Consider the following 18,364-nt stretch of genomic DNA (forward strand, 5'->3'; position numbering starts at 1 on the left):
CCTAAGGGAACTGCCGTGTTAAATCGTTATCCTTTGTGGAAGTACGTGATGCTGGTCGTCGTGATTCTCGTCGGCCTGCTCTATGCGCTTCCCAACCTGTATGGTGAGGATCCGGCCGTTCAAATCACTGGTGCGCGCGGAAGCGCCGCCAGTGAGCAGACGTTGGATCAAATTCAGTCCGCATTAAAACAAGACAATATCCAGAGCAAATCTGTTGCGCTGGAAAATGGTGCGATTACCGCGCGCTTCAATAATACGGATGTTCAGTTACGCGCCCGTGAAGCGATCATGAAAGCGCTGGGTGAAAACTACGTTGTTGCGCTGAACCTCGCGCCAGCCACGCCTCGCTGGCTGTCGATGCTGTCAGCAGAACCGATGAAACTCGGTCTCGATCTGCGTGGTGGTGTGCACTTCCTGATGGAAGTGGACATGGACACCGCACTCGGCAAACTGCAGGAGCAGAATGCTGACTCGCTGCGTAGCGACCTGCGCACCAAAAGTATCCCTTACACCACCGTCAACAAAATCGCGAACTACGGCGTGGAAATTCGTTTCCGTGACGCAGCCAGCCGCGATGCGGCGATCTCCTGGCTGACCTCGCGTCATCAGGATCTGGTGATCAACAGCAGCGGCAGCGATGCTCTGCGTGCCACCATGAGCGATGCCCGTCTCAGCGAAGCGCGTGAATATGCGGTTCAGCAGAACATTACTATTCTGCGTAACCGTGTGAACCAGCTGGGCGTGGCCGAACCGCTGGTACAGCGTCAGGGTTCCGATCGCATCGTAGTTGAGTTGCCGGGTATTCAGGATACGGCACGCGCTAAAGAGATTCTGGGTGCAACGGCGACGCTGGAATTCCGTCTGGTAAACACCAGCGTGGATCCAACCGTAGCGGCCAGTGGTCGTGTACCGGGTGACTCTGAAGTTAAAGACATGCGTGATGGCCAGCCGGTGGTGCTCTACAAGCGGGTGATCCTGACCGGTGACCATATCACCGACTCGACTTCCAGCATGGATGAGTACAACCAGCCACAGGTGAACATTTCACTGGATGGCGCAGGCGGTAACATCATGTCGAACTTCACCAAGGACAACATCGGCAAGCCGATGGCGACCCTGTTTGTGGAGTACAAAGACAGTGGTAAGAAAGATGCCAACGGCCGTTCAATTCTGGTGAAACAGGAAGAGGTGATTAACGTCGCCAACATCCAGTCTCGTCTGGGGAACAGCTTCCGCATCACCGGTATCAACAACCCGAACGAAGCGCGTCAGCTCTCGCTGCTGCTGCGTGCCGGTGCGTTGATTGCGCCCATCCAGATTGTGGAAGAGCGTACTATCGGGCCGACCATGGGTCAGCAGAACATTACTCAGGGTCTGGAAGCCTGCCTGTGGGGTCTGCTTGCGTCGATCCTGTTTATGGTGGTGTTCTACAAGAAGTTTGGTCTGATTGCGACCAGCGCGCTGCTGGTTAACCTGGTGCTGATTGTCGGCATTATGTCGCTGTTGCCGGGCGCGACCCTGACCATGCCGGGTATTGCCGGTATCGTGTTAACGCTGGCGGTGGCGGTGGATGCCAACGTGCTGATTAACGAACGTATTAAAGAAGAGCTGCGTAACGGGCGCTCGGTTCAGCAGGCAATTCATGAGGGCTATAAAGGCGCCTTCTCCAGTATTGTCGATGCGAACGTGACCACCCTGATCAAAGTTATCATTCTTTATGCAGTCGGCACCGGTTCGATCAAAGGCTTTGCTATTACCACCGCAATTGGTATCGCAACCTCAATGTTCACCGCGATTGTCGGTACCCGTGCCATTGTTAACCTGGTTTACGGTGGCAAACGCATCAACAAGCTGTCTATCTGAGGAGTGCGTTGTGGCACAGGAATATAACATTGAGCAGTTGAACCACGGGCGTAAAGTCGTCGACTTTATGCGCTGGGATAAGCTGGCCTTCATCATTTCGGGACTGCTGATTCTCGCCGCGATTGCTATCGTGGGTGTGCGTGGTTTTAACTGGGGCCTCGATTTCACCGGTGGTACGGTGATTGAGATCGCGCTGGAAAAACCGGCCGATCTTGAAGTCCTGCGTGGTGATCTGGTGAAAGCGGGCTTTGACGAGCCGCTGGTGCAGAACTTTGGCAGCAGCCGTGACGTCATGGTGCGTATGGCACCGGTTACCGGCCCGGCGGGCACCGAGTTAGGCAATAAAGTCGTGTCGGTCATTAACCAGACCACCCAGCAGAATGCTACCGTTAAGCGCATTGAGTTCGTGGGTCCGAGTGTGGGCAGCGACCTGGCGCAGGCGGGTGCGATGGCGCTGTTGTCCGCGCTGATTGCGATTCTGATCTACATCGGTTTTCGCTTTGAGTGGCGTCTGGCGCTGGGTACCGTGCTGGCGCTGGCGCATGACGTGATCATCACCTGCGGCCTGCTGGCGCTGTTCCGCATTGAAATCGACCTGACGATTGTTGCCTCACTGATGTCGGTGATTGGCTACTCGCTTAACGATAAAATCGTGGTGTCGGACCGTATTCGTGAAAACTTCCGCAAGATCCGTCGCGGCAGCTCTTACGATATTACTAACGTGTCACTGACCCAGACGTTAAGCCGTACGCTGATTACCTCGCTGACCACGCTGGCGATGATCCTCATCCTCTTCGTGTTTGGTGGTGCGCTGCTGAAAGGCTTCTCACTGACCATGCTGATTGGTGTGACGATTGGTACGATTTCATCAATTTATGTCTCTTCGGCGCTGGCGCTGAAGCTGGGCATGAAGCGTGAACATATGCTGGTGCAGAAAGTCGAGAAAGAGGGCGCCGATCAGCCTTCTATCCTGCCTTAATCGCCGCAGAGAAATAAAAACGGGCAGCCATGTGGCTGCCCGTTTTTTTTTGCACCTGTGATCAGATCAGGGTGCAGCAGGGGAGGTCTGGGCAGGTGCGTCGCCGGTGACGTTATGCACGCGGACATAACCTGATTGATCCGGTGTGAGGCCGCTGAGTCGCAGCGGTATGCTCACCGAATGCTGGCGCAGCAGCGAGGCAGGCACCGCTATCGTCTGACTCAGACTGCCGTTACTCAGTGGTTTACCGGTCGCCGGATCGAGTTCGCCCCAGTTCACCGTAGCGTGCAGGGCGGGCAAGGGGCGATCGTCCATTGAGCGTACCGTCAGGGTTGCCCGCGAGCCGCTGGCTTCAGCGGTGACAGGCGAGAGCGCCAGTCGCAGCGTGCCGAGCTGGGTTTGCAGTGCCACCGGCGTGTTCGCCTGCGGGATCAGCCACGCGCCTTGCTGCGAATGGCTGTTTAACTGCCCCTGAATCTCCAGCGCACTGGCCTGCGTGGTCAGGTGCTGCATCTGCTGATTAAGCTGACTCACTTCCTGATGCAACTCTCTGACCTGCGGGTTGCTGGCGCTACTGCTGCAACCGCTCAGCATCACCAGAGAGAGCGCCACCGGAACCCAAACCATCCTGCTCATAAGTTATCCTTGTCCGTTATTTTGGAATACGTAAAACCTGGCCAGGATAGATCTTATCAGGATGAGAGAGCATTGGCTTATTCGCTTCGAAAATCTTGTTGTATTCGTTGGCATTTCCATAAACCTGTTTGGAAATTGCGCTCAGCGTGTCGCCTTTTTTCACGGTGTAAAGTTCTGACTCGGTCGCGCTGTCTGTCACGGTCACCTTATCTTCCACTTTGGTGATGCCTGCAACGTTACCGGCTGCGATCAGAATCTTCTCTTTCAGCTCCTGGGAAAGGCCATCGCCCGTCACGGTCACGGTATCGCCATTGACCTTCACATCCACTTTGTCGCTGTCGGGTAAACCGAGCTTGTTGATGTGATCCTGCAGCTTTTTATTCTGGTCATCGCCGCCATTCACGGCATCCCATAATTTCTCACCGGCTTCTTTCACAAAATTAAACAGACCCATACAACCTCCAGTGTGTTAGTGGATATACGCCGTCTTTCGGCTCTATAAGCGTAGACCCTTTTGCCGTCGCTGATATTTAACATCATTTATGCTGTGCGTGGTGGCACAGGAAAGGCACGGAAGAGATTTTGTTGATTCGCAGTTCGCGTTACACTGTCTGGCCCATCTCTCTCGCGTCAGGAAACGTCATGCATTGCCCATTCTGCTCCGCTGTGGACACCAAAGTGATTGATTCTCGTCTGGTTAGTGAAGGCTCTTCGGTGCGCCGCCGCCGCCAGTGTCTGATGTGTCATGAGCGTTTTACCACCTTCGAGGTGGCGGAACTGGTGATGCCACGCGTGGTGAAAAGCAATGACGTGCGCGAACCCTTTAATGAAGACAAAATGGCCAGCGGGATGATGAAAGCGCTTGAGAAGCGTCCGGTCAGCGCCGATGCGGTTGAAAGCGCCGTAAACCATATTAAAACCCAGCTGCGTGCCACCGGTGAACGTGAGATCCCCAGTAAGCTGATCGGCAATCTGGTGATGGATGAGCTGAAGAAGCTCGATAAAGTCGCCTACATCCGCTTTGCCTCGGTTTACCGCAGCTTTGAAGACATTCGTGATTTTGGCGAAGAGATCGCCCGGTTACAGGATTAAACCATGGATGAACTTTACATGGCGCGTGCGCTGGAACTGGCGCGACGCGGCCGCTTTACGACGATGCCGAACCCCAATGTGGGCTGCGTGATTGTGCGCGATGGCGAGGTGGTCGGTGAGGGCTGGCATCAGCGCGCCGGTGAACCGCATGCTGAAGTCCACGCCCTGCGCATGGCGGGCGAGAAAGCGCGTGGCGCAACCGCCTATGTCACGCTGGAACCCTGCAGCCATCATGGCCGTACGCCACCCTGCTGTGATGCGCTGATCGCCGCTGGCGTTACCCGTGTCGTGGCCGCCATGCAGGATCCGAATCCGCAGGTGGCGGGGCGCGGACTGCACCGTCTGCATCAGGCGGGCATCGAGGTCAGCCACGGTCTGATGATGCCGGAAGCGGAGGCGCTGAATCGCGGTTTCCTCAAACGCATGCGCACTGGCTTCCCCTGGATCCAGCTCAAGCTGGGTGCCTCACTGGATGGCAGAACGGCAATGGCCAGCGGCGAAAGTCAGTGGATAACCTCGCCGGCTGCCCGTCGTGATGTGCAGCGCCTGCGTGCGCAGAGCGCCGCCATTCTCAGCAGCAGCGCCACGGTGCTGGCGGACGATCCTTCCCTGACGGTACGCTGGTCTGAACTCAATGCGGAGAGCCAGGCACTGCTTGATGAGCAGCAACTGCGTCAGCCGGTGCGGGTGATTATCGACAGCCAGAATCGCGTGACGCCGCAGCATCGGCTCATTTCGCAGCCGGGCCAAACCTGGCTGATGCGTCATCAGCCCGATCAGCAGAGCTGGCCCGCTGACGTGACGCAAATCGCTGTTCCGCTGCGCGAACAACAGCTGGACCTGGTGGCGATGATGATGCTGCTGGGACAGCGACAGATTAACAGCGTCTGGGTTGAAGCGGGCGCAACGCTGGCCGGTGCCCTGTTGCAGGCCGGACTGGTCGATGAACTGATTGTTTATCTGGCGCCTAAGCTGTTAGGTCATGAAGGACGCGGGCTGTGTCAGCTACCGGGACTGAGCCAGCTGGCTGACGCACCTGCCTTCCGTTTCAGTGATGTCCGCCAGGTCGGTGACGATTTACGCCTGACCCTGACACCACAATAACACGGTCGGAAAAGCGAGAGCACGCCGCCCAAGAGTATGATAGAATCCGCCCCCCTGCGCGGGGCCAACCAAACCCCTGAAAGGATAAGTATGAAAGTTATCGAAGCTGCTGTTGCAACGCCTGAGGCCAATGTTGCCATCGTTATCGCGCGTTTTAACAACTTCATTAATGACAGCCTGCTGGATGGCGCAGTTGATGCCCTGAAACGTATCGGCCAGGTCAAAGATGACAATATCACTGTAGTCTGGGTGCCTGGTGCATACGAACTGCCTCTGGCAGCACGCGCGCTGGCCAACACCGGCAAATATGATGCGATTATCGCACTCGGTACGGTTATTCGTGGTGGCACTGCGCACTTCGAATATGTGGCGGGTGAAGCCAGCTCCGGTATCGCCAGCGTTGCCATGAACAGCGAGATTCCTGTCGCGTTTGGCGTGCTGACCACTGAAAGCATCGAGCAGGCCATTGAGCGTGCCGGCACCAAAGCGGGTAACAAAGGTGCTGAAGCGGCTCTGACTGCGCTCGAAATGATCAACGTATTGAAAGCCATTAAAGCCTGATTTTTGTAAGGGGAATTTTGTGAAACCTGCTGCTCGTCGTCGCGCCCGTGAGTGCGCTGTTCAGGCGCTTTACTCCTGGCAGTTGTCGAATAACGACATTGCCGATGTGGAATACCAGTTTCTGGCGGAACAGGACGTCAAAGACGTCGACATTACCTACTTCCGCGAACTGCTGTCCGGTGTGGCGACCAACAGTGCGTATCTGGATGGACTGATGAAGCCCTATCTGTCGCGTCAGCTCGAAGAGCTGGGCCAGGTAGAAAAAGCTATCCTGCGCATCTCGCTGTACGAGCTGAGCAAACGTAATGATGTGCCTTATAAAGTGGCCATCAACGAAGGGATTGAGCTGGCGAAAGTCTTCGGTGCCGAAGACAGTCATAAATTTGTTAACGGCGTGCTTGATAAAGCCGGTCCACAAATTCGACCCAATCGCAAATAAACAAAAAGGCCGGCTTGCCGGCCTTTTTTCATGAAGGGTTAAGCGGAACGCAATTATGTCTTGTGGTGAATTTGAACTCATCGCACGCTACTTCAACCGCAAAACACGCAGCCGCCGTGATGTCGAACTCGGCATCGGTGACGATTGTGCGTTACTTAGCGTGCCGGAAAAACAGACGCTGGCGATCAGCACCGATACCCTGGTCGCGGGTGTGCACTTCTTACGGGATATCCATCCTGCCGATCTGGGTTATAAAGCCCTGGCTGTGAATCTCAGCGACCTTGCTGCCATGGGCGCCGATCCCGCATGGCTGACTCTGGCCTTAACGCTGCCGCAGGTCGATGAGAGCTGGCTCTCTGCCTTCAGCGAAAGCCTGTTTGAACTGCTGGAATATTACGACATGCAGCTGGTCGGCGGCGACACCACCCGTGGCCCGCTGAGCCTGACGCTGGCGATTCACGGTCTGGTGCCGCAGGGCCGCGCCCTGAAACGTTCAGGCGCGAAGCCGGGTGACTGGATTTACGTGACCGGAACGCTGGGTGACAGCGCCGCGGGCCTGGCGCTGCTGCAGCATCACTGCCGCATCAGCGATCCGGCGGTGCATGAAGCGCTGATTAAACGTCATCTGCGTCCTATGCCGCGCATTCTGCAGGGCCAGGCGCTGCGTTCGCTGGCCTCCTCAGCGGTGGATCTTTCCGACGGCCTGATTTCCGATCTCGGCCATGTGCTGAAAGCCAGCGGCTGTGGCGCACGGCTTAATCTGGATGCGTTGCCCCTTTCGGCTGCGCTGCGCGATCATTTCGACCCTGAGCAGGTCCTGCGCTGGGCGCTGAGTGGCGGAGAAGATTACGAACTCTGCTTTACGGTGCCCGAGGTCAATCGCGGCGCGCTCGATGTAGCGCTGGGTCACCTGGGCGTGCCCTATACCTGCATCGGGCAGATGGCACCGGAGTCGGAAGGCTTAACGCTGCTGGATAATGGCAAGCCCGCCACATTCCGTCATAAAGGGTTTGATCACTTTGATGCTAAATAACGACGTGGCGAAGAGTCGCCTGCGGATGAGCAATCCCTGGCATCTGCTGGCGACCGGTTTCGGCAGCGGATTAAGCCCGGTCGTGCCTGGCACCATGGGATCGCTGGCGGCCATTCCGTTCTGGTGGCTGATGACCTATCTGCCGCAGGATCTCTATTCGCTGGTGGTGCTGGTCGGTATCTGCGTTGGCGTCTATCTCTGCCATCGCACCGCTAAAGATATGGGCGTACACGATCACGGCAGTATTGTCTGGGATGAGTTTATCGGCATGTGGATCACGCTGATGGCGATTCCGGTCAACAGCTGGCAATGGGTTCTGGGTGGCTTTGTGCTGTTCCGTATTCTTGATATGTGGAAGCCGTGGCCGATTCGCTGGTTTGACCGCAATGTGCATGGCGGCATGGGCATTATGGTGGATGACATTATTGCTGGCGTGATTTCCGCTGCCATGCTGTATGGCTTTGGGGTCTGGCTGGCAGGTTAACTGCCAGGGCTCATCACACCGCGACAGAAGGTGACGCCCGGGCAGGGCGTCTCCTTCTCTGATTTTATTCGAATCCTACCGGCTGATGCGGCTGATAGACCTCTTCCAGCAGTGCAACTTCCTCGTCACTCAGCGTGACATCCACCGCCTTCACCAGATCCTCAAACTGCTCAGCACGCGACGCACCAATAATCGGTGCCGTGACGGCAGGCTTGCTCAGCAGCCAGGCCAGAGCCACCTGCGCCCGCGTTACACCTTTACCTTCCGCCACCTGCGCCAGCCGCTCTGCAATCACGGCATCATTCTCTTCGGTATTGTCATAGAGCGACGCCATCACTTTGTCAGAGGCGGAACGCGCGGTATTTTCCCCCCACGGGCGAGTCAGCTTACCGCGCGCCAGCGGACTCCACGGCAGCACGGCAATCTGCTCTTGCAGGCAGAGCGGATGCATTTCACGCTCCTCTTCGCGCTGAATCAGGTTGTACTGATCCTGCATGCTGACAAAGCGATGCCAGCCCTGTTCCGACTGCATCTGCAACGCCTGGGCAAACTGACTGGCGTGCATCGACGAGGCACCGACATAACGTGCTTTGCCAGACTGCACGACTTCATGCAGCGCTTCCAGCGTCTCTTCCAGCGGCGTTTCATAATCCCAGCGGTGAATCTGCAGCAGGTCGACATACTCCATGCCGAGGCGCTGCAGGCTGTCATCAATGGATTGCAGAATATTCTTGCGCGACAGTCCCTGTGACAGATTGGTCAGCGGGAAATAGACTTTGGTGGCGACCACGATCTCTTCACGGCGGGCAAAGTCTTTCAGCGCCCGGCCCAGGATCTCTTCGCTGCTGCCATCTGAATAGCTGTTGGCGGTATCGAAAAAGTTGATCCCCGCGTTCAGCGCCTGCTGGATCAGCGGACGGCTGCTCGCTTCCGGCAGCGTCCAGGCATGGTTGCCGCGCGTGGGCTCGCCATAAGTCATGCAGCCAAGACAGAGACGCGACACCTGCAGATCGGTGGTACCCAGTTGAATCGTTTTCATGGTGGAGGCTCCTGCGAAAGTGCAAAGGTCTTAGCATAGCAGGATGTTGCGCTCCCCGAGGGGGGAGCGCAGAGAGTGGAGGTTACTGCGCCAGCCAGCGGGCGATCTGCTGCTGAATGCCCTCCGCGTCCAGCAGATAGTCATGACGCACTTCGTCCTGCGTCCCCTGCGGGATGAACTCATCAGGCAGACCAATGTTCAGCACCGGAACAGCCAGACGTTTCGCCATGACAAATTCATTGACGCCACTGCCGGCACCGCCTTTGATGGCGCCTTCTTCCAGCGTAATCAGCGAGTCGTGCGTGGCGGCGAGCTCGGCGATCAGCGCCTCATCCAGCGGCTTCACAAAGCGCATATCGACCAGAGTCGCATTCAGTGCTTCCGCCGTGGCGGCCGCTTCCGGCAACAGGGTGCCGAAATTCAGAATCGCCAGCTTTTCACCCTGACGTTTCACCACGGCTTTACCCAGCGGCAGGCTCTGCAGCGGAGCCAGTGGCGTACCGACACCGGTGCCGCGCGGATAGCGCACCGCACTTGGACCATCCTGATAGTGATAGCCGGTGTAGAGCATCTGCCGACACTCATTTTCATCGCTGGGGGTCATGATCACCATATCCGGCACGCAGCGCAGATAGGCGAGATCAAACGCGCCCTGGTGAGTCTGACCATCCGCGCCAACAATACCGCCGCGATCGATAGCAAACAGGACCGGCAGTTTCTGGATGGCGACGTCATGGATCAGCTGATCGTAGGCGCGCTGCAGGAAGGTGGAGTAGATAGCAACAATCGGTTTATAGCCGCCAATCGCCATACCGGCAGCGAAGGTCACGGCGTGCTGCTCGGCAATCGCCACATCGAAATATTGTTTCGGAAATTCGCGTGAGAAGGCCACCATGCCGGAGCCTTCGCGCATTGCTGGCGTAATCGCCATCAGTTTCGGATCGTCGGCGGCCATTTCGCACAGCCAGTTACCGAAGATTTTAGAGTAGCTCGGCAGGCCTTCTGCGCTTTTTGGCAGTTCGCCAATCGCAGGATCAAATTTAGGCACGGCGTGCCAGGCAATCGGATCTTCCTCTGCCGGGGCGTAGCCTTTGCCTTTCTTCGTCATGATATGCAGGAACTGCGGCCCTTTCAGGCTGCGCATGTTGCTCAGCGTATTGACCAGCGTCAGCACATCGTGCCCATCTACCGGGCCGATATAATTAAAGCCCAGCTCTTCGAACAGCGTGCCCGGCACGACCATGCCTTTGAGATGCTCTTCGGTGCGTCTTACCAGCTCTTTAATCGGTGGCAGGCTGGTCAGCACACGCTTGCTGCCTTCGCGCAGTCGCGCGTAGGTTTTACCCGACAGGATCTGCGCCAGACGGTTATTCAGCGCGCCGACGTTTTCGGAGATCGACATCTCGTTGTCGTTGAGGATCACCAGCATGTCCGGCTTAATATCACCGGCGTGGTTCATCGCCTCAAACGCCATGCCAGCGGTGATGGCGCCATCGCCAATAATACAGGCGGTGCGACGACCCTGACCTTCACGTTCTGCCGCCGCGGCCATGCCGAGACCGGCACTGATGGAGGTTGACGAGTGACCGACGCTCAATACGTCATATTCACTTTCGCCGCGCCATGGAAACGGGTGTACGCCATTTTTCTGACGAATCGTACCGATGCGATCGCGGCGACCGGTCAGAATTTTATGGGGATAAGCCTGATGACCCACATCCCATACCAGATGGTCAAAGGGGGTGTTATAGACATAATGCAGCGCGACCGTCAGTTCGACCACGCCCAGACCCGACGCAAAATGGCCGCTGGAGCGGCTTACACTGTCTAACAGATACTGACGCAGTTCATCACAGAGCGCAGGCAACTTCTCTTTCGGCAGGGCGCGCAGCTCCTGAACCGTGTTTGCCAGCGCCAGTGTCGGGTATTTAGCAATATCAAAACTCATCAGAGACTCATTATGGAAGTTATTTGTCGCGTTCAATTATGAAGCTCGCCAGCGCCTGCAGTGCTGTAGTGTTATAAGAGTGCGCAGCGAGCATTTCTAACGTATCAAGTGCTTCCTGATACAAATCCCGCGCTTTAGCTTGGGCATTTTCAAGGCCTAACAGTGAAGGATAGGTGCTTTTTCCCAGATGCTGATCGGCACCCTGGCGTTTTCCGATCACCGCTGTGTCACCGATCACATCCAGAATGTCGTCCTGCACCTGAAACGCGAGACCAATGGCCTCTGCATAGCGGTCGAGCAGCGGCAGGGCTTCCCGGCCAGCATCGCCCGCCGTTAAGGCGCCTAACCGTACCGCTGAACGGATCAGCGCGCCGGTTTTATGACGATGGATCTGCTCCAGCTGGTCCAGATCCACAGATTTACCTTCCGCCGCTAAATCAAGCGCCTGTCCGCCACACATGCCGGCCACGCCGCTGGCTTTCGCCAGTTCAGAGAGCATCATCAGACGATATTCAGCGCTGACACCGGGCATTGCTTCGTCGGCCAGAATTGAAAAGGCCAGCGTCTGCAGGGCGTCGCCCGCCAGAATCGCGGTATCTTCGCCATATTTAATGTGACAGGTTGGCTGCCCGCGACGCAGTGCGTCGTCGTCCATTGCGGGGAGATCGTCATGAATCAGAGAGTACGCATGAATGCATTCAACCGCGGCGGCGGGGGCATCCAGACTCGCCGGGTCGGCGTGGAGCATTTCGCCGGTAGCGTAGACCAGAAAAGGACGCAGGCGTTTACCGCCTAATAATGCCCCATAATGCATGGCATTCACCAGAGGAGAACTCTGAAAAGGAAGTGGCTCTATAAAACGCGTCAGCGCGGCGTTAACCTGCTGCTGATACGCGTCGAGTAATCGGGCGAAATCCATTAGCTGTTTTCCGGCGTGAAAGCAGTGAGGTCGGCATCTTTATCATCGTTCAGCAGAATACGGACCCGCTGTTCAGCCTGCTGCAGCGTCTGCTGGCCAGTCCGCGCCAGCTGCACGCCGCGCTCAAATTCGTTCAGGGCTTCTTCCAGCGGCAGTTCACCACTTTCCAGACGGCTGACAATCTGCTCCAGCTGCTGCAATGACGTTTCAAAGCTGGCTGGCTGTTCGGCTTTTTTCGGCATATTTCGTGTCGACTCACGGTTGGGACATTATCTCGCAATCGGTCATGGTAGCTGAGACCCTATGATTAGCAAAATAATCAATGCGGCGGCTGATGAAGAAGCAGTCACCTGACAAAGGTGATATACTCCCGCGCCTCGGATGCGGTTGCGCCTTGCAGCCCGCAATTTTGTGATTTTACCAGCTAAGTGCTGCCTGTTTTAGCACTTATTTGCCCAACGAAGCTGTGTCGCCGCCATGAAGTTTATCATCAAGTTATTTCCTGAAATCACCATCAAGAGTCCGTCGGTGCGTTTGCGCTTTATCAAGATTCTTGCCAGCAATATCCGCAACGTCCTGAAAACCGTTAGCGACGAAATCGCCGTTGTGCGTCACTGGGATCACATTGAAGTGCGTTCGAAAAATCCGGTGCTGCGGGACATTATTCCCGATGAGCTGACGCGCATTCCGGGGATTCATCACGTTTTAGCGGTTGAAGATCGTGAGTACACCGATATTCATCACATCTTTGAACAGACTTTAGTGCAGTATCGCGACAGCCTTGAAGGGAAGAGCTTCTGCGTGCGTGTTAAGCGTCGTGGTAAGCATAGCTTCAGTTCACAGGATGTGGAGCGCTATGTTGGCGGTGGTCTGAATCAGCATATTGAAAGCGCCCGCGTACAGCTTAAAAACCCGGACGTTACAGTGAATCTTGAAGTTGAAGAGAATCGTCTGACGCTGGTGACTGCGCGCTACGAAGGTCTGGGCGGGTTCCCGATCGGCACGCAGGAAGATGTGCTGTCGCTGATTTCCGGTGGCTTTGACTCCGGCGTCTCCAGCTATATGCTGCTGCGTCGCGGCAGTCGCGTACATTACTGCTTCTTTAATCTTGGCGGTGCCGCCCATGAGATTGGCGTCCGTCAGGTTGCGCACTATCTGTGGAATCGTTTTGGTCGTTCACACCGCGTGCGGTTCGTGGCGATCAATTTTGAGCCGGTAGTGGGTGAGATCCTCGAAAAAGTGGATGACGGTCAGATGGGTGTGGTGCTGAAGCGCATGATGGTGCGTGCCGCCTCGACGATTGCTGAGCGCTACGGCGTGCAGGCGCTGGTTACCGGTGAAGCGGTGGGTCAGGTGTCGAGCCAGACGCTGACCAATCTGCGCCTGATTGATAACGCCTCTGATACGCTGATTCTGCGTCCGCTGATCTCTCATGACAAAGAGCACATCATCAGGATTGCCCGTGAGATTGGCACCGAAGATTTCGCCAGCACCATGCCGGAATATTGCGGTGTCATCTCAAAAAGCCCGACCGTGAAAGCGGTGAAAGAGAAGATCGAGGCTGAAGAGCAGAATTTCGACTTCACGATTCTGGATCGGGTCATTGAAGAGGCGACCAACGTCGATATCCGTACCATCGCTGAGCAGACAGAAGAGGAGGTGGTTGAAGTTGAGACCGTCGCCATGCTGAGCGAGAACGACGTGGTGCTGGATATCCGCTCTATTGATGAGCAGGAAGAGAAGCCTCTGGCACTGAAAGCCACGGAAGTGAAGTCGCTGCCGTTCTACAAACTCAGTACGCAGTTTGGCGATCTCGATCAGAACCGGACCTGGTTGCTCTACTGCGATCGTGGTGTGATGAGCCGTCTGCAGGCACTCTATCTGCATGAGCAGGGCTTTAAAAACGTCAAAGTCTACCGCCCGTAGTGACGCCCCAGAGCCAGTCAGCGCCTGTTCAGGTCTGACTGGCTGCATTGTCTTAAAACAGATTGTTCAACTCAGGCGTGTTTACGCCTGATAGTCATAAATGCCGGGAGCCAGCACCAGCTGTGCGGCCACCTCGCGCGCCATCTCTTTTCCCACCAGCAGATCGATCAGCTTCAGCGCAAAATCCATTGCCGTGCCAGGCCCCTGGCTGGTCAGCAGATTGACGCGCGGATCCCAGACCACACGCCGCTCCATCCACTTGTCTGACGGAATGGTCTCTTTTAAGCCGGGAAAGCCAGTCATGTTACCGACCGGGAAGAGATCGTGGGGGATGAGTACCGTGCCTGCTGCTGCGCAGATAGCGGCGACGATCCTTTCATTGAGGTGAAACTGGCGTACCGTTTCGACTAACAGCGGACTGTCACGGAAGGTTTCGGCGCCTTTCAGGCCGCCGGGCAGGACGATGGCGGCGAAATCATTGTCGGCGACTTCAACCAGCGTCACGTCAGCCAGCAGACGAACACCGCGTGAGCAGACGATCTCCCGGTTGCCGTCGCTTTCGACGCTGGCGGTGACAACGTTCAGCCCGGCGCGTACCAGCAGGTCGATGGTGGTGACAGCTTCGGTTTCTTCACTGCCATGTGCCAGGCAAACCAGCACTGATGCGTTCGCGGTCATAATGGGACTCCTTGCGTTTTACAATGTCATACAGACGGGTATTCTCCGTCAGCACCAGGCCGTGCGTCCGGGCGCGGCGCAGCAGAAAACCGCTGATATAGTCGATTTCGGTGAGACGCTGGGCGCGTATGTCCTGCAGCATCGAAGAGGTGTTGGCCGCGGTGCTTTCAATCACGTCGAAGATGATGTCCTGCAGGCTTTCGCTGGCAACGTTCTGACCTTCGCGCTCCATGACCCAGCTGATCTCTTCGCACAGTTGCGCGATCTGCTCCGGATAAGCGCGCAGGGCACCGTTCTGGCACTCATACTCCACGCTTAGCGGATTGATGATGCAGTTCACTGCCAGCTTGCGCCAGCAGGCCGCCCGGATGTTGTCATGCCAGGCGACATCAGGCAGGGCATGATGCAGGATATCGGCGAGATCGCTGTAAGCGGCGCTTTTGCGGTTACCGGGGCCGATGTGGGTAATGCCACTGGCAATGTGTTTAATAACAGTGCCGTCGCGCATCGCCGCATGGGTGGTGACGCCGCGCAGCAGCGGCTGAGTCAGCCCTTTCAGCTCTTCCAGCGTCCCCATCCCATTGTGCAGCAGGAGCACCGGGCAGTTTTCTGGCAGCACGCTTTCCAGGTTTTTCACCGCGGGCGAGACCTGCGGGGCTTTGAGCGTAACCAGCAGCAGCTGGCTTTCTGCCAGAAACAGCGGATCGTTGGCGATAAACGTGCGGTTCGAAATGTTACCCTGTGGATCAATCACATTGGCTGAACAGTAGGGCTGCGGCACCCGCAACCATCCCTGCACCTCATGTCCCTGGCGGGCAAGGGTTGTCATCCAGATCTGACCCAGAGCACCGCAACCTAACACGGTAATTTTCATGCTGCCTCCCGCTGGCGGGCTATCCATCTATTATTTACTGTCACACTTTCATTATAGCGTTGTGTGCAGCCTGATTTTATTTAGCACCTTAAGACGCGTATTATGCATGTCACTTTAGCGTCAGGAGAAGAAGAGATGCCATCTTTCGATATCGTTTCAGAAGTCGATCTGCAGGAAATTCGCAATGCGGTGGAAAATGCCAACCGTGAAGTGTCTACCCGCTTCGATTTCCGCAACGTGAGCGCCGAGTTTGAGCTCAACGAAAAGAATGAAACCATCAAAATCACCAGCGAGTCCGATTTTCAGGTTAAGCAGCTGGTGGATATTTTGCGTGAGAAGTTACTGAAGCGCGGGATTGAAGGCGGTGCTTTAGAGGTGCCGGAAGAGATTGAGCACAGCGGCAAAAGCTGGGCGGTCGATGCCAAACTGAAAAAAGGCATTGAAAGCGACGTGGCGAAGAAGCTGGTGAAGCTGATCAAAGACAGCAAGCTGAAAGTGCAGACCCAGATTCAGGGTGAAGCATTGCGTGTAACCGGCAAAGCGCGTGATGATTTGCAGGGTGCGATGGCAATCGTGCGCGGCAGTAATCTGGGGCAGCCATTCCAGTTTAAAAACTTCCGCGATTAAGCGGGGGCAGGCTGAATTTCAGCATGAATGCAGTGATAAAAACCCGGCTAAGGCCGGGTTTTTTGTTGTTGAGTTTGGGTGGGCTTCTGTCGCTTTAAACAAGTCGAAATTCTGGAGAGAGTTGGGAGCTGTAGGGCGTCTGTGCAATCGCGCGCTTGCTCAGGGAGCCTGTGCCTTTCGCAAAGACGCAAAAGCGCCATCCATGGCGGCTCAGCGCGGGCGATTACGCACCTCATCCCTGAGGTGCGCCCGTAGCCGGGCCAACGCGTTGCGTTGTTCAAAAACGCTCCCGGCGTTTTTGTCCCTGGCCCGCGATGCTTTGCTACAGGCACAGGCTCCCATCGCCTTGGATTTATGAGTTGTCTGTAAGAAGGCTTGTGCCGGGTTTGGCGCGGTTGAGCCTATGCTGGCCCCCTTGCTTTGAGTTTATAAGCTGTCTGAAACCAGGATTGAGTTGGATTTGAGTCTATTAACAGATTCAAATCCTGGGGGAACTTAGCTGCAACTCAAAAGCTCAGGGGCGCAGGGAACACGGTCAGAGGAGGAAAGCGTCCCGCGCCAGGGACGGCGCGGGCCGAGCGTGCCATGGATGGCGGCTTTTGCGACTTTCCGATCTGACCGTGTTCCCTGAGCCAGCTCGATCTCACAGCGAAATGGACTGATGTTGCTCACCCTATCAAGCTGGCTCTCTGGGCCTGCTTCCTAAGTCAGATCGATCTCACAGCTAACATGCCAAACCGGTTTTTTATCAGCAACTACCCAGCAGAGCTTCCAGCTCAGGGCGGCTGGTAACCTTGCTATCAATTTTGATATAGGCGCTTTTCTCTTCGGGCACGATAAACACAGAGTTAACGCCCGGCTGCGCTTTCAGGCGCTGCTCCAGATTCGGCACGGCCAGTGCGGCATCACTCAGCACGATGCGCAGGCTGCTGACATAAGGCGGTTCCTGCATTGTCATACTGACAAACAGCCAGGCTGCGGCCACCATCGCGCCAACCAGGAATACGGTCTGCGCATCGAAATGACCAAATACCCAGCCACCCATGCTGCCGCCAACGGCCACGCCCAGGAACTGGCTGGTGGAGTAGATCCCCATCGCCGTGCCTTTGTAGCCTGCGGGCGACTCTTTACTGATCAGCGAAGGCAGAATCGCTTCCATCAGGTTGAAGGCGAAGAAGAAGAGCTGAACACCCACCACCAGCGTCCAGAAATGTCCTTCCGCGCCCCACAATACGATCTCGGCAATGACAATCATCCCGACGCAGCCGACAAAGACACGCTTCATGCGGCGCTTCACTTCGGCATAAATGATGAAGGGGACTACGCCAGCAAAAGCGATCAGCATGGTGGAGAGATAGACTTTCCAGTGTTCGGGAGCCGGGAAGCCTGCCTGCTCAAACTGCCCCGGCAACGCGACAAAGCTCGACATCAGCAGGACGTGCAGGCAGAAAATACCGATATTGAGCTTCACCAGACGTGGGTTAGCCAGCACTTTGCGGAAGCTGCCTTTAACCATGCCTGATTCACGGTTCAGAACATGATGGGAGGCCGATGGCACCACCAGCAGGGTGATCACGATACCCAGCGACGCCAGAATCGCAATCATCCAGAACAGCGCATGCAGGCCCAGTGCGTGAGTAACAATCGGGCCGACCACCATGGCGATCGCGAAGGTAACGCCAAAACTGATGCCGATAAACGCCATCGCTTTGGTGCGGTTCTGCTCACGGGTTAAATCGGATAACAGCGCCATCACGGCAGCGGCAATCGCGCCTGAGCCCTGAAGTGCACGGCCCAGAATAATGCCCCAGATGGAGTCGGTGCAGGCAGCAATAATACTGCCCAGGACAAACAGCAACAGTCCGCCAACGATCAGCGGCTTACGCCCGATGCGATCGGAGAGCAGACCAAAAGGAATCTGAAATATCGCCTGGGCAAGGCCATAAATGCCGATTGCCAGGCCAATTAAGGTTTCACTCGCGCCCTGTAATGCCATGCCATAAGTGGTCAGTACCGGCAGGACCATAAACATTCCCAGCATGCGCAGGGAAAAGACCGTACCGAGGCCCCATGTGGCGCGCAGCTCCACCGGAGTCATTTTATTATCGTTCATTCCAACCTCTGTTAATGTGCTGCATTTATTCTAGGGGGCGGGGCAGGGC

19 protein-coding genes are annotated in these 18,364 nt (G+C 56.2%); 10 read left to right on the forward strand and 9 right to left on the reverse strand.

The genetic code is table 11. The features are described from left to right. The first annotated feature begins 15 nt into the window (after positions 1–15). The gene (gene secD, locus GVJ63_RS21250; RefSeq protein WP_010255355.1) at positions 16–1,863 is read left to right on the forward strand and encodes a protein translocase subunit SecD; all 1,848 of its coding nucleotides are present in this window, start codon (positions 16–18) and stop codon (positions 1,861–1,863) included. Between the two features lie 10 nt (positions 1,864–1,873). After that, positions 1,874–2,842, forward strand: coding sequence for a protein translocase subunit SecF (gene secF / locus GVJ63_RS21255; protein WP_010255357.1), 969 nt, complete (start codon positions 1,874–1,876; stop codon positions 2,840–2,842). Positions 2,843–2,908: 66 nt separating this feature from the next. Here the strand turns inward: secF and GVJ63_RS21260 are convergent, their stop codons facing one another. After that, positions 2,909–3,478, reverse strand: a complete 570-nt coding sequence (locus GVJ63_RS21260; RefSeq protein ID WP_052272140.1) for a DUF3251 domain-containing protein — start codon at positions 3,476–3,478, stop codon at positions 2,909–2,911. Positions 3,479–3,494: 16 nt separating this feature from the next. Next, the gene (lysM, locus tag GVJ63_RS21265; RefSeq protein WP_010255362.1) at positions 3,495–3,932 is read right to left on the reverse strand and encodes a peptidoglycan-binding protein LysM; all 438 of its coding nucleotides are present in this window, start codon (positions 3,930–3,932) and stop codon (positions 3,495–3,497) included. A 188-nt stretch (positions 3,933–4,120) separates the two neighbouring features. Here lysM and nrdR point away from each other — a divergent pair, with 188 nt between their 5' ends. From nrdR to pgpA, 6 genes are all read left to right on the forward strand, one after another. After that, a complete protein-coding gene (nrdR, locus tag GVJ63_RS21270; RefSeq protein ID WP_009091750.1) occupies positions 4,121–4,570 on the forward strand; it encodes a transcriptional regulator NrdR in 450 nt (149 codons plus the stop codon). Positions 4,571–4,573: 3 nt separating this feature from the next. Then, entirely contained in the window at positions 4,574–5,674 is a 1,101-nt protein-coding gene (gene ribD, locus GVJ63_RS21275; RefSeq protein WP_159227331.1) for a bifunctional diaminohydroxyphosphoribosylaminopyrimidine deaminase/5-amino-6-(5-phosphoribosylamino)uracil reductase RibD, read from the forward strand. A 90-nt stretch (positions 5,675–5,764) separates the two neighbouring features. Further along, a complete protein-coding gene (gene ribE / locus GVJ63_RS21280) occupies positions 5,765–6,235 on the forward strand; it encodes a 6,7-dimethyl-8-ribityllumazine synthase (RefSeq protein ID WP_010255369.1) in 471 nt (156 codons plus the stop codon). 19 nt (positions 6,236–6,254) lie between these two features. Then, positions 6,255–6,674 (forward strand): transcription antitermination factor NusB, encoded by a 420-nt coding sequence (nusB, locus tag GVJ63_RS21285; protein WP_010255372.1) that lies wholly within the window; start codon positions 6,255–6,257, stop codon positions 6,672–6,674. A 55-nt stretch (positions 6,675–6,729) separates the two neighbouring features. Further along, positions 6,730–7,707 (forward strand): thiamine-phosphate kinase, encoded by a 978-nt coding sequence (thiL, locus tag GVJ63_RS21290; protein WP_159227332.1) that lies wholly within the window; start codon positions 6,730–6,732, stop codon positions 7,705–7,707. After that, positions 7,697–8,191 (forward strand): phosphatidylglycerophosphatase A, encoded by a 495-nt coding sequence (pgpA, locus tag GVJ63_RS21295; protein ID WP_031293112.1) that lies wholly within the window; start codon positions 7,697–7,699, stop codon positions 8,189–8,191. The genes thiL and pgpA overlap by 11 nt, the downstream gene beginning before the upstream one ends. 64 nt (positions 8,192–8,255) lie before the next feature. Here the strand turns inward: pgpA and GVJ63_RS21300 are convergent, their stop codons facing one another. From GVJ63_RS21300 to xseB, 4 genes are all read right to left on the reverse strand, one after another. Next, a complete protein-coding gene (locus GVJ63_RS21300) occupies positions 8,256–9,230 on the reverse strand; it encodes an aldo/keto reductase (protein WP_159227333.1) in 975 nt (324 codons plus the stop codon). Positions 9,231–9,312: 82 nt separating this feature from the next. Further along, on the reverse strand, positions 9,313–11,178 hold the full coding sequence (dxs, locus tag GVJ63_RS21305; protein ID WP_010671199.1) for a 1-deoxy-D-xylulose-5-phosphate synthase: 1,866 nt from the start codon (positions 11,176–11,178) through the stop codon (positions 9,313–9,315). 19 nt (positions 11,179–11,197) lie between these two features. Next, positions 11,198–12,097 (reverse strand): (2E,6E)-farnesyl diphosphate synthase, encoded by a 900-nt coding sequence (gene ispA / locus GVJ63_RS21310; RefSeq protein ID WP_033785424.1) that lies wholly within the window; start codon positions 12,095–12,097, stop codon positions 11,198–11,200. After that, positions 12,097–12,339 carry an exodeoxyribonuclease VII small subunit gene (gene xseB / locus GVJ63_RS21315; RefSeq protein WP_010255382.1) on the reverse strand — a complete coding sequence of 81 codons (243 nt, stop codon included), beginning with the start codon at positions 12,337–12,339 and terminating at the stop codon, positions 12,097–12,099. The genes ispA and xseB overlap by 1 nt, the downstream gene beginning before the upstream one ends. Before the next feature lie 235 nt (positions 12,340–12,574). Here xseB and thiI point away from each other — a divergent pair, with 235 nt between their 5' ends. Continuing rightward, positions 12,575–14,023, forward strand: coding sequence for a tRNA uracil 4-sulfurtransferase ThiI (thiI, locus tag GVJ63_RS21320; RefSeq protein WP_033766637.1), 1,449 nt, complete (start codon positions 12,575–12,577; stop codon positions 14,021–14,023). Positions 14,024–14,104: 81 nt separating this feature from the next. Here the strand turns inward: thiI and yajL are convergent, their stop codons facing one another. Further along, positions 14,105–14,701 carry a protein deglycase YajL gene (yajL, locus tag GVJ63_RS21325; RefSeq protein ID WP_010671202.1) on the reverse strand — a complete coding sequence of 199 codons (597 nt, stop codon included), beginning with the start codon at positions 14,699–14,701 and terminating at the stop codon, positions 14,105–14,107. Next, on the reverse strand, positions 14,655–15,575 hold the full coding sequence (gene panE, locus GVJ63_RS21330) for a 2-dehydropantoate 2-reductase (RefSeq protein ID WP_033756769.1): 921 nt from the start codon (positions 15,573–15,575) through the stop codon (positions 14,655–14,657). The genes yajL and panE overlap by 47 nt, the downstream gene beginning before the upstream one ends. A gap of 135 nt (positions 15,576–15,710) precedes the next feature. On the opposite strand from panE, the gene GVJ63_RS21335 reads away from it, so the two are divergent. Next, positions 15,711–16,202: a YajQ family cyclic di-GMP-binding protein gene (locus GVJ63_RS21335; protein ID WP_003852530.1), complete on the forward strand. Its 492-nt coding sequence runs from the start codon at positions 15,711–15,713 to the stop codon at positions 16,200–16,202. Between the two features lie 748 nt (positions 16,203–16,950). Here the strand turns inward: GVJ63_RS21335 and GVJ63_RS21340 are convergent. Then, entirely contained in the window at positions 16,951–18,315 is a 1,365-nt protein-coding gene (locus GVJ63_RS21340) for an MFS transporter (RefSeq protein WP_010255391.1), read from the reverse strand. Positions 18,316–18,364: the final 49 nt, after the last annotated feature.

It is taken from the genome of Pantoea sp. 18059 (assembly GCF_902706165.1).
GTDB classification, from domain to species: domain Bacteria; phylum Pseudomonadota; class Gammaproteobacteria; order Enterobacterales; family Enterobacteriaceae; genus Pantoea; species Pantoea agglomerans.

Coding starts and splice junctions, on each gene's coding strand:
- lysM (WP_010255362.1), bottom strand. CDS start 3,932: ATGGGTCTGTTTAATTTTGTGAAAGAAGCCGGTGAGAAATTATGGGAT.
- thiI (WP_033766637.1), top strand. CDS start 12,575: ATGAAGTTTATCATCAAGTTATTTCCTGAAATCACCATCAAGAGTCCG.
- yajL (WP_010671202.1), bottom strand. CDS start 14,701: ATGACCGCGAACGCATCAGTGCTGGTTTGCCTGGCACATGGCAGTGAA.
- GVJ63_RS21260 (WP_052272140.1), bottom strand. CDS start 3,478: ATGAGCAGGATGGTTTGGGTTCCGGTGGCGCTCTCTCTGGTGATGCTG.
- ribE (WP_010255369.1), top strand. CDS start 5,765: ATGAAAGTTATCGAAGCTGCTGTTGCAACGCCTGAGGCCAATGTTGCC.
- pgpA (WP_031293112.1), top strand. CDS start 7,697: ATGCTAAATAACGACGTGGCGAAGAGTCGCCTGCGGATGAGCAATCCC.
- ispA (WP_033785424.1), bottom strand. CDS start 12,097: ATGGATTTCGCCCGATTACTCGACGCGTATCAGCAGCAGGTTAACGCC.
- GVJ63_RS21335 (WP_003852530.1), top strand. CDS start 15,711: ATGCCATCTTTCGATATCGTTTCAGAAGTCGATCTGCAGGAAATTCGC.
- GVJ63_RS21300 (WP_159227333.1), bottom strand. CDS start 9,230: ATGAAAACGATTCAACTGGGTACCACCGATCTGCAGGTGTCGCGTCTC.
- thiL (WP_159227332.1), top strand. CDS start 6,730: ATGTCTTGTGGTGAATTTGAACTCATCGCACGCTACTTCAACCGCAAA.
- panE (WP_033756769.1), bottom strand. CDS start 15,575: ATGAAAATTACCGTGTTAGGTTGCGGTGCTCTGGGTCAGATCTGGATG.
- dxs (WP_010671199.1), bottom strand. CDS start 11,178: ATGAGTTTTGATATTGCTAAATACCCGACACTGGCGCTGGCAAACACG.
- xseB (WP_010255382.1), bottom strand. CDS start 12,339: ATGCCGAAAAAAGCCGAACAGCCAGCCAGCTTTGAAACGTCATTGCAG.
- ribD (WP_159227331.1), top strand. CDS start 4,574: ATGGATGAACTTTACATGGCGCGTGCGCTGGAACTGGCGCGACGCGGC.
- GVJ63_RS21340 (WP_010255391.1), bottom strand. CDS start 18,315: ATGAACGATAATAAAATGACTCCGGTGGAGCTGCGCGCCACATGGGGC.
- nrdR (WP_009091750.1), top strand. CDS start 4,121: ATGCATTGCCCATTCTGCTCCGCTGTGGACACCAAAGTGATTGATTCT.